This window comes from Serratia sp. ME47 (assembly GCF_903970925.1).
Classification (GTDB): Bacteria; Pseudomonadota; Gammaproteobacteria; order Enterobacterales; family Enterobacteriaceae; genus Serratia; species Serratia ureilytica.
In genome coordinates, this window is the sequence record NZ_CAJCKE010000001.1 from 127,242 (window position 1) to 142,993 (window position 15,752).

Annotated in this window: 17 protein-coding genes; 7 read left to right on the plus strand and 10 right to left on the minus strand. The window is 59.3% G+C overall.

Annotated features, from left to right (window positions below; translation table 11 throughout):
* Nucleotides 1-332: 332 nt before the first annotated feature.
* A complete protein-coding gene (locus tag H7A77_RS00660) occupies nt 333-491 on the minus strand; it encodes a hypothetical protein (RefSeq protein ID WP_154219869.1) in 159 nt (52 codons plus the stop codon).
* Between the two features lie 200 nt (nt 492-691).
* Here H7A77_RS00660 and argS point away from each other — a divergent pair, with 200 nt between their 5' ends.
* On the plus strand, nt 692-2,422 hold the full coding sequence (gene argS / locus H7A77_RS00665; RefSeq protein ID WP_033650942.1) for an arginine--tRNA ligase: 1,731 nt from the start codon (nt 692-694) through the stop codon (nt 2,420-2,422).
* A gap of 65 nt (nt 2,423-2,487) precedes the next feature.
* On the opposite strand, the gene murJ is transcribed toward argS, so the two are convergent.
* From murJ to rimJ, 4 genes are all read right to left on the minus strand, one after another.
* Nucleotides 2,488-4,023, minus strand: a complete 1,536-nt coding sequence (gene murJ / locus H7A77_RS00670) for a murein biosynthesis integral membrane protein MurJ (RefSeq protein WP_033643367.1) — start codon at nt 4,021-4,023, stop codon at nt 2,488-2,490.
* Between the two features lie 106 nt (nt 4,024-4,129).
* A complete protein-coding gene (locus tag H7A77_RS00675; protein ID WP_182073684.1) occupies nt 4,130-5,050 on the minus strand; it encodes a Gfo/Idh/MocA family protein in 921 nt (306 codons plus the stop codon).
* The gene (locus H7A77_RS00680; protein WP_042784746.1) at nt 5,043-5,687 is read right to left on the minus strand and encodes a YceH family protein; all 645 of its coding nucleotides are present in this window, start codon (nt 5,685-5,687) and stop codon (nt 5,043-5,045) included. The genes H7A77_RS00675 and H7A77_RS00680 overlap by 8 nt, the downstream gene beginning before the upstream one ends.
* A gap of 24 nt (nt 5,688-5,711) precedes the next feature.
* A complete protein-coding gene (gene rimJ, locus H7A77_RS00685) occupies nt 5,712-6,281 on the minus strand; it encodes a ribosomal protein S5-alanine N-acetyltransferase (RefSeq protein WP_182073685.1) in 570 nt (189 codons plus the stop codon).
* A 346-nt stretch (nt 6,282-6,627) separates the two neighbouring features.
* On the opposite strand from rimJ, the gene mdtH reads away from it, so the two are divergent.
* The 5 genes from mdtH (at nt 6,628) to H7A77_RS00710 (ending at nt 11,321) form a co-directional block, all read left to right on the plus strand.
* Complete coding sequence (gene mdtH, locus H7A77_RS00690; protein WP_033643370.1) at nt 6,628-7,833, plus strand: multidrug efflux MFS transporter MdtH; 1,206 nt, start codon at nt 6,628-6,630, stop codon at nt 7,831-7,833.
* 73 nt (nt 7,834-7,906) lie between these two features.
* On the plus strand, nt 7,907-8,155 hold the full coding sequence (locus H7A77_RS00695; protein ID WP_033643371.1) for a hypothetical protein: 249 nt from the start codon (nt 7,907-7,909) through the stop codon (nt 8,153-8,155).
* 127 nt (nt 8,156-8,282) lie between these two features.
* Nucleotides 8,283-8,930, plus strand: coding sequence for a glutaredoxin 2 (gene grxB, locus H7A77_RS00700; protein WP_182073686.1), 648 nt, complete (start codon nt 8,283-8,285; stop codon nt 8,928-8,930).
* A 34-nt stretch (nt 8,931-8,964) separates the two neighbouring features.
* On the plus strand, nt 8,965-10,605 hold the full coding sequence (locus tag H7A77_RS00705) for an AarF/ABC1/UbiB kinase family protein (protein WP_182073687.1): 1,641 nt from the start codon (nt 8,965-8,967) through the stop codon (nt 10,603-10,605).
* Between the two features lie 152 nt (nt 10,606-10,757).
* Nucleotides 10,758-11,321, plus strand: a complete 564-nt coding sequence (locus H7A77_RS00710; protein ID WP_016927416.1) for a lipoprotein — start codon at nt 10,758-10,760, stop codon at nt 11,319-11,321.
* A 57-nt stretch (nt 11,322-11,378) separates the two neighbouring features.
* On the opposite strand, the gene yebF is transcribed toward H7A77_RS00710, so the two are convergent.
* The 5 genes from yebF to cspC all read right to left on the minus strand — a co-directional run bounded on the left by yebF (nt 11,379) and on the right by cspC (nt 14,308).
* Complete coding sequence (gene yebF / locus H7A77_RS00715; protein WP_089191905.1) at nt 11,379-11,738, minus strand: protein YebF; 360 nt, start codon at nt 11,736-11,738, stop codon at nt 11,379-11,381.
* Nucleotides 11,739-11,808: 70 nt separating this feature from the next.
* Nucleotides 11,809-12,117, minus strand: a complete 309-nt coding sequence (yqfB, locus tag H7A77_RS00720; protein ID WP_004927562.1) for a N(4)-acetylcytidine aminohydrolase — start codon at nt 12,115-12,117, stop codon at nt 11,809-11,811.
* 39 nt (nt 12,118-12,156) lie between these two features.
* Nucleotides 12,157-12,480 (minus strand): YebG family protein, encoded by a 324-nt coding sequence (locus tag H7A77_RS00725; protein ID WP_182073688.1) that lies wholly within the window; start codon nt 12,478-12,480, stop codon nt 12,157-12,159.
* A gap of 88 nt (nt 12,481-12,568) precedes the next feature.
* Nucleotides 12,569-13,951, minus strand: coding sequence for an ATP-dependent RNA helicase DbpA (dbpA, locus tag H7A77_RS00730; protein ID WP_033643376.1), 1,383 nt, complete (start codon nt 13,949-13,951; stop codon nt 12,569-12,571).
* A 147-nt stretch (nt 13,952-14,098) separates the two neighbouring features.
* Nucleotides 14,099-14,308, minus strand: coding sequence for a cold shock-like protein CspC (gene cspC, locus H7A77_RS00735; protein ID WP_004927572.1), 210 nt, complete (start codon nt 14,306-14,308; stop codon nt 14,099-14,101).
* A 246-nt stretch (nt 14,309-14,554) separates the two neighbouring features.
* On the opposite strand from cspC, the gene purT reads away from it, so the two are divergent.
* Nucleotides 14,555-15,733 carry a formate-dependent phosphoribosylglycinamide formyltransferase gene (purT, locus tag H7A77_RS00740; RefSeq protein WP_033650935.1) on the plus strand — a complete coding sequence of 393 codons (1,179 nt, stop codon included), beginning with the start codon at nt 14,555-14,557 and terminating at the stop codon, nt 15,731-15,733.
* The last annotated feature ends 19 nt before the right edge of the window (nt 15,734-15,752 follow it).

The following is a 15,752-nucleotide window of genomic DNA, read 5'->3' on the forward strand; positions in this document are numbered from 1 at the left end:
AAGATGGCAGCTTATTAATTCGGCAATTAAATAAAAAATAGGATTTTTCGCAATCCATTATATCATTTCCTTATGACAGTAAAATTTAAGTTATTTTGCACAAAACCCTCCGCCACCTGCGGGCCAAATCGATTGATTTTTTGCGCTTAATCAAACCTCGCCCACTTATATAAGTCACACAAAACCACAAGCTTAACCAATTGTAAACAAAGAGAATGCAGCACAAAAAATGATGAAAAAGTAAGGATTATCTTAATTTAATGCCGGGCAATTGATTCACCCACTCAACTCGGCTACTTTGGGGGAAATTTAAATTAGAGATGATCATTATGTTATTGCTGACGATATCCTTGGTGTTGATAATTATCGCCGTATACGCCATCTACCGTCATTTTAAATCTCGCAGCACCAATACGCTGGATTCCGGTCGCCGCAATAAAAAACGCTAGCCCCTCATTTTTTCCACCGTATATCTTCTCTCGGTTGTCCATCTTTTACCCCCACGGCAATAACGCGCGCCTCCGCAACTGTTTCATCGCTGCGGTCGCGCCAACTGCTGACGGGCTCCCTCAGATCGGTTACAATTGCAGGCTGTTTTGTGGAGGTCGCCGCCGCCCGCGCGCCGTTGGCCACCACCGTTGAATCCCTCGGGGGCTGGTTTCGGCCCCTCGTTCGTCATTAAGGTAACCCGGTGAATATTCAGGTTCTTCTTTCAGATAAAGTCAGCCAGGCGCTGATCGCCGCTGGCGCGCCAGCCGATTGCGAAGCGCAGGTCCGCCCATCCGCCAAGGCGCAGTTTGGTGATTACCAGGCCAACGGCGTGATGTCAGTCGCCAAAAAGCTGGGCATGCCGCCCCGTCAACTGGCGGAAAAAGTGGTGCAACTGCTGGATCTCGGCGACGTCGCCAGTAAAGTGGAAATCGCCGGCCCCGGCTTTATCAATATCTTCCTGAACAGCGACTGGGTCGCCCGCCAGGCCGACCAGGTGCTGAACGCACCGAAATTGGGCATTGCGCCGGTTGAACCGCAAACCATCGTTATCGACTATTCTGCGCCGAACGTGGCGAAAGAAATGCACGTCGGCCACCTGCGCTCCACCATCATCGGCGACGCCGCAGCGCGTACTCAGGAGTTTCTGGGCCATAAAGTGATCCGCGCCAACCACGTCGGCGACTGGGGCACCCAGTTCGGCATGCTGATTGCCTACCTGGAAAAAATGCAGAATGAAAACGCCAGCGATATGGGCTTGTCCGATCTCGAGCAGTTCTACCGCGAAGCCAAGAAGCATTACGATGAAGACGCCGAGTTCGCCGAGCGCGCACGCGCTTACGTCGTGAAGCTGCAGGGCGGCGATCAATACTGCCTGAAAATGTGGCGCAAGCTGGTCGACATCACCATGGCGCAAAACCAGCTGACCTATAACCGCCTGAACGTCACGCTGACCGAAGACGACGTGATGGGCGAAAGCCTGTATAACGCGATGCTGCCGGGCATCGTCGCCGATCTGAAAGCCAAAGGGCTGGCGGTGGAAAGCGAAGGCGCCACCGTGGTGTTCCTCGACGAATACCAGAACAAGGACGGCGACCCGATGGGCGTCATCATCCAGAAAAAGGATGGCGGCTACCTCTATACCACCACCGATATCGCCTGCGCCAAGTATCGCTACGAGACCCTGGGCGCCAATCGCGTGCTGTATTACATCGATTCCCGCCAGCATCAGCACCTGATGCAGGCCTGGACCATCGTGCGCAAAGCCGGTTATGTACCGGAGTCCGTCTCGCTGGAACATCACATGTTCGGCATGATGCTGGGCAAAGACGGCAAGCCGTTCAAAACCCGCTCAGGCGGCACCGTGAAGCTCTCCGACCTGCTGGATGAAGCCATCGAACGCGCCGAGCAGTTGATCGCCGGCAAAAACCCGGACATGCCGGAAGACGAAATGAAGACCATCGCTCGCGTGGTCGGTATCGGCGCGGTGAAATACGCCGATCTGTCGAAAAGCCGCACCACCGACTATGTTTTCGACTGGGATAACATGCTGGCCTTCGAAGGCAATACCGCGCCTTACATGCAATACGCCTATACCCGTGTGGCATCGGTATTCAAACGCGCCGGGATCGACGAAAGCAGCCTGACGTTGCCGCTGACCCTGACCGAAGAGCGTGAAATTGCGCTGGCCACTCGCCTGCTGCAGTTCGAAGAGGTGCTCACCGCCGTCGCGCGTGAAGGCACACCGCACGTCATGTGCAGCTACCTGTACGATCTGGCCGGCTTGTTCTCCGGCTTCTACGAGCACTGTCAGATCCTCAACGCCGACAGCGAAGAAGCCCGTCAGAGCCGCCTGAAGCTGGCGCTGCTGACCGCCAAAACGCTGAAAACCGGCCTGGATACGCTGGGCATCGAAACCGTCGAGCGCATGTAAACCGCGCCGCGCAGAAAAGCAAAAAGGTCGCCGTGGCGACCTTTTTTTTTACGCTTTCACTCGGCTCAGACGACCCGGCGCGCGAAATCACGCGGGCGGAAACCCAACCCGGCCAGCACGCCGAAGTAGGCTACCACACCGGCCACCACCACCGCCGCCAAGCGCAGCAAACGCTCCAGCATGTTGCCCTGATCCCAGGCCGGCATCAGCCACATCAAGCCAATCAGCACGGCCGACATCACCAGTACGGCAATCACCAGCTTGGTGAGGAACAGCGCCCAACCCGGCTGTGGCTGGAAGATTTTCTGCTTGCGCAACTGCCAATACAGCAGCGCGGCGTTCAGGCAGGCCGCCAAACCGATCGACAGCGCCAGGCCGGCATGCTTCAGCGGACCGATAAACGCCAGGTTCATCACCTGCGTCATGATCAGCGTAATGATGGCGATCTTGACCGGCGTTTTGATGTCCTGACGCGAATAAAAGCCCGGCGCCAGCACCTTAACCACGATCAGCCCCATCAGCCCCACCGAGTAAGCCACCAGCGCGCGTTGCGTCATCGCCGCGTCAAAGGCGCTGAACTTACCGTACTGGAACAGCGAGACGGTCAACGGTTTGGCCAAAATACCCAGCGCGATGGCGCTCGGCAGCGCCAGCAGAAAGCACAGGCGCAGCCCCCAATCCATCAGGCGCGAATACTCGTCGTGGTTGCCGCTCGAGAAGCTTTTGGCCAGCGACGGCAGCAGGATGGTGCCCAATGCCACGCCCAGCACGCCGGAAGGAAACTCCATCAGGCGGTCGGCATAGTACATCCAGGACACCGAGCCGGACACCAGGAACGATGCGAAGATCGTGTTGATGATCAGCGAGATCTGGCTGACCGACACCCCAAGGATCGCCGGCCCCATCTGGCGCATCACCCGCCAGACCCCGGCGTCGCCCAATTTGATGCGCGGCAGCACCAGCATGCCGATCTTGCGCAGGTGCGGCAGCTGATAGCCCAGTTGCAGCACGCCGCCGACCACCACCGCCCACGCCAGCGCCAGCACCGGCGGGTGGAAATACGGCGCGGCGAACAGCGCGAAGCCGATCATGCTGACGTTAAGCAGCGTTGGCGCAAAGGCCGGGATCGAGAAACGGTTCCAGGTATTGAGGATCGCCCCCACCAGCGAGGCCAGCGAAATCAATAGAATATAGGGGAAGGTAATGCGCAGCAGCGCCGACGTCAGCGCAAACTTGTCGGGCGTATCGGTAAAGCCCGGCGCAGTGATATAGATCACCCAGGGCGCGGCCAGCATCCCCAGCACCGTCACCACCGCCAGCACCAACGTCAACAGCCCGGAGACATAGGCGATAAAGGTGCGCGTCGCTTCCTCGCCCTGCTGGCTCTTATATTCCGCCAGGATCGGCACGAAAGCCTGCGAAAATGCGCCTTCGGCAAAGATACGACGCAGCAGGTTAGGAAGTTTGAACGCCACGAAGAAGGCGTCCGTTGCCATGCCGGCCCCGAACACGCGCGCGACGATCGCATCGCGGGCAAAGCCCAACACCCGCGAAAACATCGTCATCGAGCTGACGGCAGCCAAGGATTTGAGTAGGTTCATGTGGTTGTCTGATAGGTACCGTAAATATCAACGCCTGCAACAGCAGGCGTCAGTGAAACAATCGGCTCAGTTTACGCATCCGGAAAAGAATAGCTACCGCCATATGTTACATAGAGTTATCGCGTAACAAACGCTCGACCACCCGCTGCGCAACCAGCGCCTGCTCGCCGCCGGTTTCCGGCGCGCTCTGATTGGCGACGGCGCAGAGGAAATGCCGCACCGCCCCGTCGAAACCGCGTTGCACCAGCGTGCTTTGCCAACCCGGCACCGGCTGTTCCAACTCGCCCTGCGCATCTTCGCGCAGCCAGTGGCGCATATCGGTCAACTGATACAGCGCGCCGTCTGACACCGCCTGCACGCTTTCGCGCTGGCTGCCGCCGCGGCGATGCATACTGGTCGTCACCAGCGTATCGCCACAGGCGAAGTGGTGCTCGGCGTACAGCATTTCGCCTGCAGCGTTGGCGCGCACGCTGCCGCTCAGCAGTTGCTCGCCTCCGCCCGCCAGCCACAGGGCGGTGTCCACCACGTGCAGATAGTCATCCAGCAGGGTAAAGCGCAGATCGTGAGGGCCGACGCTGTCCGCCCGATGTTTATCCATGCGAATGGAGGCGGGCTGATTCATTTGCTGCTTGAGTTGGCGGTAAAGCGGCGCGAAACGGCGGTTGAACCCCACCATCAGCGTTTTGCCCCGCCGCTCGGCCAGCTCAAGCAACTGCTCGCCCTGCTCCAGCGTTTCCGCCAGCGGCTTATCGACGTAAACATGTACGCCACGGTTAAGCAGCTCGCCAATGACCGAAAAATGGCTGGCGGTGCTGCTGTGGACAAAGACCGCATCGCACTGTTCGGCCAAGCTGTCCAGCCGAGGGAAACAGGCCATGCGGTAGCTGTCGCACAGCGGCTGCGCTTTCTGTTGATTAGGCGAGAAGCCGCCCACCAGCGTCCAGTCCGCCGCCTGACTGAGGATCGGCAGGTAGGCCTTCTGCGCGATGCTGCCCAGCCCCACCACGCCCACGCGCAATTTAGTCATGCGTTTCCCTCGCCAACAGTTGCTGCACCTGCCGTTTCAGCTCCGCCACGTCGTTTTCCAACGCGCTGACCCTGGCGCTCAATTCACCGTCGATCTCCGACTCGAGCGCCGGCGGCGCCTCATCGATTGGCCCGCTGAACAGATGCATGAAGCGGCTTTCGCGCTTGCCCGGCTCGCGCGCCAGGCGCACTACGAACGGGCCGTCTTCGCGCGTGGTCAACTGCTGCAGCACCTGTTCGACCTCGCTGACATCGCTGAACTCGTGCATTCGGTTGGTGCGCGTGCGCAGCTCGCCCGGCGTTTGCGCGCCGCGCAGCAGTAAGGTGGCGATCACCGCCAGTTCGGCGGGAGAGAGCTTCAGCTGGCCAAACTCGGAATTGCAAAACCGCTGCTCGTATTTCACGACCCGATTGCCGAACCCGCTGAGGGTGCGCAGGAAATGTTTGCGCAGCAACAGATCGAGGAGTTGCTGCACCTCGCTTTCGCTCAGATCCATCACCGGCTCGCGGTTGGTCTTTTGGTTACAGGCCAGGGTAATGGCGTTAAGCGAAAGCGGGTATTGGTCCGGCGTCGTCACCTGTTTTTCCAACAGGCAGCCGATGACCCGGGCCTCTTTGGCGTTCAATTCATATTTCATCGTTTGGCCTCAACGTGGGGGTAGCTACTCTTTATTGGTGTATGCCGTCAAAACGTGGTCTTGCCACTTGCCGTCGATCAGCAGGTAATCTTTGGCGTAACCTTCGCGTTCGAATCCCAGACGCGTCAGCAATGCGCCGCTGCGCTGGTTATGCGGCATATAGTTGGCCATGATGCGGTGCATGCGCTGTTGGCGCAGCATATAGCGGATGGCGGACTGCAAGGCTTCGAACATCAACCCCTGCCCCTGCCATTTCTCCCCCAGCGAATAACCGAGGAAGCAGGCGTGAAACGAACCGCGCAACACGTTGCTGAAGTTCGCCACGCCGCGGACTTCCTGCTCTTCCGGATCGAGCAGGATAAAATAGTAGGCGCTGCCCTGCTTTTGCATTTCAGCGATCATCCCCAGGCGCGCCTGCCAGCCGGACGGATAACAATGGCTTTCATCGCGCACCGGCTCCCAGGGTTTGAGAAAGGTCCGGTTCTCGGCATAATAGTCCGCCAGACGATAGGCGTCCCGTTCATGCACTAAACGGACCACCATCCGGTCGGTAGTAAGACGTACTTTTGGCGATGCAGAGCGGTAGCCGAACATCATTTCCCCCGCGGTCAAAACGGTTCGATAAGAAGTATTTATTAGGAAGCGTCGAGGATAATTATCCGACGCCGATCTGAGGCCATGACTTTATGTTGCCAATAGCGCCTCAGAACCGCGCTCCCTTGCATTCAATATAACCGTAGGCCGCCCCCGAGGTAAAATACCGGCCGCTCAGTAAATCGCCGAATACGCGTTTTACGGCGTTTTTCCGCCAATTTTGCAGTTCAGGTAACACCTTGACGATAAAAAAATATTATCTACTCCGCCCCTGTCGCCGTCCGCCAATTGGGTAGAGAATGGTGGGGTTGCCTTCCCCCTCTCTCTTAATTGCTCATGGTGATGCATGTCTCTGGTGTCGCAAGCGCGCAGCTTGGGTAAATATTTTCTGTTGCTCGACAACCTGCTGGTGGTTTTAGGCTTCTTTGTCGTGTTCCCGCTTATTTCGATCCGCTTCGTCGATCAGCTGGGATGGGCCGCGCTGATCGTCGGCATCGCGCTGGGTTTGCGTCAGTTGCTGCAACAAGGGCTCGGCATCTTTGGCGGCGCGGTCGCCGATCGCTTTGGCGCCAAGCCGATGATCGTCACCGGCATGCTGCTGCGCGCCGCCGGTTTCGCCACCATGGCGATGGCCGATGCGCCGTGGATCCTGTGGTTCTCCTGCGCGCTGTCGGCCCTCGGCGGCACGCTGTTCGATCCGCCGCGCACCGCTTTGGTGATCAAACTGACCCGTCCGCACGAACGCGGCCGCTTTTTCTCGCTGTTGATGATGCAGGACAGCGCCGGCGCGGTAGTCGGCGCGCTGATCGGCAGTTGGCTGCTGCAATACGATTTCCACTTTGTCTGCTGGGTCGGGGCGGCGATCTTCGTGCTGGCCGCAGGCTGGAACGCCTGGTTACTGCCGGCTTATCGCATCTCCACCGTGCGCGTACCGATGAAAGAAGGCATGTTGCGGGTCGTGCGCGATCGCCGCTTCCTCACCTATGTCCTGACGCTGACCGGCTACTATATGCTGGCGGTACAGGTGATGCTGATGCTGCCGATCGTGGTCAATGAAATTGCCGGCTCACCGGCGGCGGTGAAATGGATGTACGCGATCGAAGCGGCGCTGTCGCTGTCGCTGCTCTATCCGCTGGCGCGTTGGGGTGAAAAACATTTTCGGCTTGAACAACGCCTGATGGCGGGCCTGCTGCTGATGACGCTCAGCCTGCTGCCGATCGGCCTTGCCAGCAGCCTGCAAGGCGTGTTCACGCTGATCTGCTGTTTCTATCTGGGTTCGATCATCGCCGAGCCGGCGCGCGAAACGCTCAGCGCGTCGCTGGCCGATCCGCGGGCGCGCGGCAGCTACATGGGTTTCAGCCGCCTCGGGTTGGCGTTGGGCGGTGCGTTGGGATATACCGGCGGCGGTTGGATGTACGATACCGGGCGGATGATGAACATGCCGGAGCTGCCCTGGCTGCTGCTCGGCGCCGTCGGCTTCGCCACGCTGCTGGCGCTGTACTGGCAATTCAGCCCGCGGCGCAACGCGTCGGTGATACTGCGCGGCGGCTAACGCCATAGAAATCCGGCCGAATCGGCAACAGCTGCTATCCTGTTAGTAAAAACACCCACAGGAGCCCGTCGGCATGAGCGAAGAAGCCAAATTACCGCAACTACTCGAACATATGATACTGAACTTGCGCATGATTTATGCGCGCTCCACCCTGGTGGAAAAGGCGCTGGCGCATATCCTCGCCAGCGACGCCGGCCTGAAAAACGATATTATCAAACAGCTGCAGGTCGTCACCGCCGCCAACGAACGCGATCAGATCGATTTGGAACAAGCCCGCATTCACCTGATCGATGTGCTCAACTCGGTACCGGTCAAGAAATAGCACTCCTCGCCCGCGCCTGTTGCGCGGGCAATATCGCAATAACGCACCATCCAACACACGCGTTTCAAGACAGCCTCGATAAGCTGTGGTAACTATTGCTGTTAAAACCTGACAACCCGGAGCAAGCATGAAACTGTTCATTTACGATCATTGCCCATTCTGCGTTAAAGCCCGCATGATTTTCGGCCTGAAACATCTTCCGATTCGCCTGGTCACGTTGCTCAACGACGATGAGACGACCCCGTTCAATCTGATTGGCAAAAAAATGGTGCCGATCCTGATCAAAGACGACGGCGAAGCGATGCCGGAAAGCCTGGATATCGTGCGCTATGTCGATGGCTTGGACGGCAAACCGGTGCTGACCGGCCGCACCAACCCGGCCATCGCCGAGTGGTTGCGCCGGGTCGACAGTTATGCGGCCAAATTGCTGTTGCCGCGTATTGCGCATGCCGATTTCGAAGAATTTGCCACCGACAGCGCCCGCCGTTACTTTATCGATAAAAAGCAGGCGTCAATCGGTAATTTCGCCGAGCATCTCGCCAACAGCGCCGATCTGATCGCCGAACTGGAGGCCGACCTGCAAACGCTGTCACCGCTGATCGTCTCCGCCGACGCCGTGAACGGCGAGCTTTCTGAGGACGATATTCATCTGTTCCCGCTGCTGCGCTCATTGTCGATCGTCGCCGGGGTTGCCCTGCCGGACAACGTGGAAGCCTACCGCAACCGCATGGCGCAGCGCAGCGAAGTGCCGTTGCTGCTGGATATGGAACAATAACGTTCGACAGTCACAAAAAGGATATGGCGTACTGATGCTGAAAATGGTGCTCGCCACCGCTCGCGATCGGGCGCGGCTGAAGGAAATTACTTCCGTTCTGATTCGTTATGGTTTGCAAGACGTTCTGCGCCTGCTGGGCCTGGGGGCGTTGCTGCGTGGCGCCCGCGGTGAGCCCGCCCGGCAGAGCGCGCAGCCCCTTCCTCAGCGGCTGCGCGAAGCGCTCGAGGCGCTCGGCCCAACCTTCGTCAAATTCGGCCAGATCCTGGCCACGCGTTCTGACCTGCTGGATCCGGCCTGGACCGACGAACTGGATCGTCTGCACAGCCAGGCGGCGGTGTTGCCATGGGAAATGCTGGCGCCGCAGATCATCGCCGATCTCGGCGATGATCCCGAGCAGCTGTTTGCCGAATTCGATCGCACACCGCTGGCCGCGGCGTCGATGGCGCAAATTTACCGCGCGCGCCTGCACAGCGGCGAACAGGTAGTGGTGAAAGTGCTGCGCCCCGGCCTGGCAAAAACCATTCACGCCGATCTGCGGCTGCTGGCCTCGCTGGCGGAAACCGTGGAGCAGCAGAGTCAGGCGCTGGCGCGCTATCGACCACGGCAGATGGTCAGAGCGCTGGCGACGGCGCTCAATCATGAACTGGATTTGACCCATGAAGGGCATAACTGCGATCGCGTCGCCGGCATGTTTGCGCGTGAACCCGACGTGGTCGTGCCGAAAATCTATTGGCAATGGTCTTCCCCGCGTCTGTTAGTGCAGGAATACTTGCCCGGCACCGCGCCGGAGAACCCCCGGCAGTTGGCGGAAGCGGGATTTGACGGCCCGCTGCTGGCGCAGCGCGGCGCCCGCGCCTTTATGAGCATGGTGCTGGAGCACCGGCTGTATCACGCCGATCCGCACCCCGGCAACGTGATGGCGCTGAGCGGCGATCGCGTCGGCTTCATCGACTTCGGCATGGTGGGCCAGCTGTCAGAACGGCGGCGCAACCAGTTGCTCCTGCTGCTGCAGGCCATCGCCGATCGTCAGTCCGAAGGCATCGTCAACACGCTGATCGCCTGGTCGGACAGCGAACCGCTGGATCTGATGGACCTGGAGCTGGCGGCGCAAAACTTTCTCGACAAGCAGGCCGCTGCCACCCTGACGCTCGGCAAAGCCCTCACTGACCTGTTGGTGATGGCGCGTGAGCACCAGCTGGCGCTGCCGCCGGATCTGGTGCTGCTGTTCAAGGCCTTAATCACCGCCGACGGCGTGCTGCACCGGCTGGATCCGGCCTTTGACATCGTCGCCACGCTCAAACCGATGCTGCAACAAACGGTGCTGCAACGTTATGCCCCAGACGCCGTGCGCCAACGGCTCTTGACCCTGGGCGGGGAAGCGCTCGACGCCGGAGAGGAGCTGCCGCAAACCCTGCGGCTGTTGGTGCGCCGCCTGAAACGCGGGCAGCTCAATGCCGATATTAACGTCAAGAACCTCGGTCAGTTGAGCAAAGCGCTGGAGCGCAGCGCCGTTACCCTGGCCATCGCCATCGTCACCGCCGCTTTTGCCCTGGGGCTGGCGCCTTATCTGATGCATTCGTCGCTGCGGCTGTGGGGCATTCCGCTGTTCCCGCTGTTGGGAGGCGCAGCCTGCCTGGCCGGCGTGATCCTCTTGGCGCTGCGATTACGGCGCTGACGCTTTCGGCGTTATCCGATAGGTCTCGCCCTGTTTTACGCGCACTATTCCCGCCATACCTCCGCCTGCCGTTTTCACGCGCAGGCGGAGCGTTTATAATGATTAATCAATTATCTGCAGCACTTTTCGCCAGCAGTCGCAATGAGGCATTAATGAAGAAGATCCTGATGGGCGCAGCCGCCCTGCTGTTCGCCGGCGTATTGGCCGGTTGCAATCAACTGACCCAGTACACCCTGAGTGAGCAGGAAGTGAATGACTACCTGCAGAAACATAACGACTATCAGAAGCAAATCGGCGTGCCCGGCCTGCTGGACGCCAACATCGTGCTGACTCAGTTGCAAAGCCAGATCGGCCGCAGCGAACCGGGTAAAGTCACCCTTTCCGGCGACGCCAAGGTCAACATCACGTCGATTCTCGGCCCGCAGACCGCTGATCTGAAGCTGACGCTGAAGGCGCAGCCGGTTTATGACCGGGCGCAGGGCGCCATTTTCCTGAAGGACATGGAGCTGACCGATTACAGCGTGCAGCCGGAAAAAATGCAGACGGTGATGAAAGCGCTGACGCCGTATCTGAACCAGTCGCTGAAATCCTACTTCGACCAAAAGCCGGCTTATGTGCTGAATCCTGACAACAGCAAAACCGAAGCGCTGGCGAAAAAACTGGCGAAAGGGTTGGAAGTGAAACCGGGTGAATTGGTGATTCCGTTCAGCGACTGACGCCGCCTGAGAACATCAAGCCCGCCGCTCGGCGGGCTTTTTACTGCCGGGAAAGCGTTACTGTGGGGCGCTGTAGGCGATTTCGCCGGTGTTGCAGTTGAGCGTCACGTTGTAGGTTTTATCTGCCTTGGTGCCACGCACCGTCAACGGCACCTGCCATACCTGATCCTTGCCGCTGATGGCATCCGGGCTAACCCAGGCAATCGGCGTTGCGGTACCCAGCAGCTTTTTGTCCGACTCCCAGCGCGTAATGCGGTTCTGCAAGAAGTCGCGCTTGACCTGGGCGGCGATATCCGCCGGCTGCAGGCCCGCACACTGCCCCACCTTGGCGGTGCGCTGTTCGTGATCCTGCGCCCACACCGTCGTCGATGCTCCCATCATGGCCAACAAGGCGATAGCCAAACCCGTTTTTTTCATATGTCCTCCCGTTGTGATTAGCGCTATCCGGGCGCCCATCCCTGGCTCACAACAGGGCTTCGGCAAAGGGTTACCGTTTGACGAACTCAATGACAAACAGCGCATCCAGGCCCGGATAGATTTCCTTGATCACCTGCTTCAGTTCGCCGAGCGACATGTTCTCCTGCTGTGCGTGGCGTTCGGTCAGCGCATCCAGGCGCACCGGCGTTACCGACAGCACTTCGATAAAGCAGAAAAATACACCATCCTCATTGCGGCTGACGCGCAATACCTCACCCGGTTCAAAATGCGATTCACTGGCATCCCGAATGGTGATGGTTTTACGCCCGGCCAGAATGTCTTGCTCAAAGCGGCTGAAGAAAGTTATTTCACGGCTCATTTTAGATCCTTTTTCATCACAACACCGCAACATAAGTCATTATGCCGCCTGCTTTTCTGACACAGATCCCTCTTTTGGGGTAGAGGCCGCTTTTTTCGCTTTGCTTTCCGCTGGTTTCTTGAGGGTTTCCGCCGGCGATGCGCCGCGTAGAATCAGGCCCAGCGCATCCTTGTTTTCCGCCAGGAAGAAGCTCAGCCCTTCGCGCTGTTCGTCATCCAGGTTCAGCGGCGCCTGCTGCAGCCACTCCCCAAGGTTGTCCGCCAGATCCAGCATTTTGTCGTAGGCGTCGGCTTCTTTCTTGCTCGCGAAAGTCATTTTTTCCTCACCGTTTCTCACCACCACATATTTAACTTCAACCGCCATGCGTGCGTCCTCAAATACTCAAATTACTGTTATTATATACAGTATAAATAGATCGTGGCGGGAAGGCAAACCGCCGCCCGCCTTTGGCTTATTTCAGCAGCCGCACCTTGCAGCTTTTGCCTTTGATTTTGCCCTGCTGTAACTGTTGCAGCGCCTTGCGCGCGCTGGCTTTGCGGATCGCGACATAGGCATGCACCGGGAACATATCGATCTTGCCCACTTCCGCCGCCGTCAGCCCGGCATCACCGGTCAGCGCCCCGAGAATATCGCCGGGACGGATCTTCGCCTTGCGGCCGCCGTCGATGCACAGCGTCACCATTTCCGCCTCCAGCGAGCCGTTGGCCGCCCCGCTCAGCTCGGACACCGGCGACCAGTCGACGCTCATCTGCAGATAGTCTTCAATCGCGTGCGCACGCGCCATTTCCTGCGGCGTGCACAGGCTGATCGCCAACCCGCTCATGCCAGCGCGGCCGGTACGGCCAATACGGTGCACATGCACTTCGGGATCGAACGCCAGCTCGTAGTTGACCACCAACTCCAGCTCTTTAATATCCAGCCCGCGTGCGGCGACGTCGGTCGCCACCAATACCCGGCAACTGCGGTTGGCGAAACGCACCAACACTTGGTCGCGGTCGCGCTGTTCCAGATCGCCATGCAGCGCCAGCGCGCTGATGCCGCGGGCCTCCAGGGCCTCAAGCACCGTCTGACAGTCGCGCTTGGTATTGCAGAACACCACGCAGGACGCGGGTTGATGATAGCGAATGGCCGACACCAGCAGCGCTGGGCGCTGATCGCGCGTGGTCTCATAAAAGCGTTGTTCGATGGAGGTCTGCGCTTCGCCATCGTCCACCTCGACGCTCAGCGGCTGGCGTTGAACGCGCGCGCTGATGCGCTCGATGCCTGCCGGGTACGTGGCGGAAAACAGCAGCGTCTGACGTTGCGGCGGCGTATAGCTGATCACATCGTCGATGTCGTCGGCGAACCCCATGTCCAGCATGCGATCGGCCTCATCCAGCACCAGCACCTTCAGCTCGTCCAGCTGCAGCGTTTTCTTGCGCAGGTGTTCCTGGATACGGCCCGGCGTCCCCACCACGATGTGCGGCGCATGCACCAGCGAATCGAGCTGCGGCCCCATCGGCTGGCCGCCGCACAGCGTCAGGATCTTGATGTTTTGCGTAAAACGCGCCAGGCGACGCAGCTCTTTGCTCACCTGATCGGCCAGCTCGCGGGTGGGACAAAGCACCAGCGCCTGCGTGGCGACCTGACCGACGACGATACTGTTCAGCAGACCAATGCCGAAGGCCGCCGTTTTACCGCTGCCGGTTTTCGCCTTGGCGCGCACGTCCCGCCCTTGCAGGATGGCGGGCAATGCGGCGGCCTGTACCGGCGTCATTTCGGCGTACCCCAGTTCGTTGAGGTTGGCCAACTGTTCGGCTGGCAGCGGCAGGGAAGAAAAAGAAACTGTGCTCACGGCGATAACTCTTATATGACGAATGGAATGGCGGCGCGCCCGCAGGTAAGCGCCGAATCAGCGGTAAATCATAACAGAGATGGGCGGCGTTACGGGGTGCGGGCATAAAAAAACCCGCCGGCGGCGGGTTTCTCGGCAACGCAGTCGTTAAATCGCAACGACGTTGGCTGCGGCTGGGCCACGTTGGCTGTCCTGGATGGAGAACTCAACCTGCTGGCCTTCAGCCAGGGTCTTGAAACCATCGCTGACGATAGCGGAGAAATGAACGAAAACGTCTTTAGAGCCGTCGGCAGGGGTAATAAAGCCGAAACCTTTGCTTTCGTTGAACCATTTAACGTGACCAGTGATCTTGCTCATTTGTGTTTCCTTTACTTGATAAACCTGCCTTGACGGCACGAGACGCGAAAACCTTTCGATAAGTAGGCCTTCTTTCGCCGTCGGTTATTAACGCACAATCGCTCATACAGGGCAAATATTTCTGTTTGTTATAAAAACAGCCAGTTAGCAACAAAACCGGGGCGGCGGCTGCGCGCGCAATCGTTTTCGTATATACTGCCCGCCGATCATCAATCCGCTTACTTTCACCGATCCAGGTACGAAACTATGTTAACGATTGGAACCGCCCTGCGCCCTTCCGCCACCCGCGTCATGTTGCTCGGCTCAGGCGAGCTGGGTAAAGAAGTCGCCATTGAATGCCAGCGCCTCGGTCTGGAGGTGATCGCTGTCGATCGCTACGCCGATGCGCCGGCCATGCATGTGGCGCACCGCAGCCACGTCATCAATATGCTGGACGGTGACGCGTTGAAAGCCGTCATCGAACACGAGCGGCCGGACTATATCGTTCCCGAAATCGAAGCGATCGCCACCGCCATGCTGGTCGAGCTTGAACGCCAGGGCCACCGCGTAGTGCCCTGCGCCGAAGCCACACGCCTGACCATGAACCGTGAAGGCATCCGCCGTCTGGCGGCGGAAGAGCTCGGTCTTCCCACCTCCAGCTACCGCTTTGCCGACAGTGAAATCGCCTTCCGCCAGGCGGTTGAGCATATCGGCTACCCGTGCATCGTCAAACCGGTGATGAGCTCTTCCGGCAAAGGCCAGAGCCTGATCCGCACGCCCGAACAGCTGCAAAGCGCCTGGGATTACGCCCAACAGGGCGGCCGTGCCGGCGGTGGCCGGGTGATCGTCGAAGGGCTGGTAAGATTTGATTTCGAAATTACGCTGCTGACCATCAACGCCGTGGATGGCGTGCATTTCTGTGAGCCGATCGGGCACCGTCAGGAGGATGGGGATTACCGCGAATCCTGGCAGCCGCAACGCATGTCGGCTACGGCGCTGAGCCGGGCCCAGGCTATCGCCGAGAAAGTGGTGAAGGCCCTGGGGGGCTTCGGGCTGTTCGGCGTGGAGCTGTTCGTTTGTGGCGACGACGTGATCTTCAGCGAAGTGTCGCCACGCCCGCACGATACCGGCATGGTCACGTTGATTTCACAGGATCTGTCTGAGTTCGCCCTGCACGTGCGCGCGTTTCTCGGTTTGCCGATCGGCGCTATCCGCCAGTTCGGCCCTTCCGCTTCAGCGGTGATCCTGCCACAGCTCACCAGCACCGATGTGCGCTTCAGCGGATTGGAAAACGCGCTGCGCGGGCACAACCAGCTGCGTCTGTTCGGCAAGCCGGAAATCGCCGGCCAGCGCCGCCTGGGTGTAGCGCTGGCGACGGCGGACACCACGGAACTCGCGGTGGAGCTGGCGAAACAGGCCGCCGCCGCCGTGGCGGTCAACCGCTAAAACTGACGGGGCCGCTTGC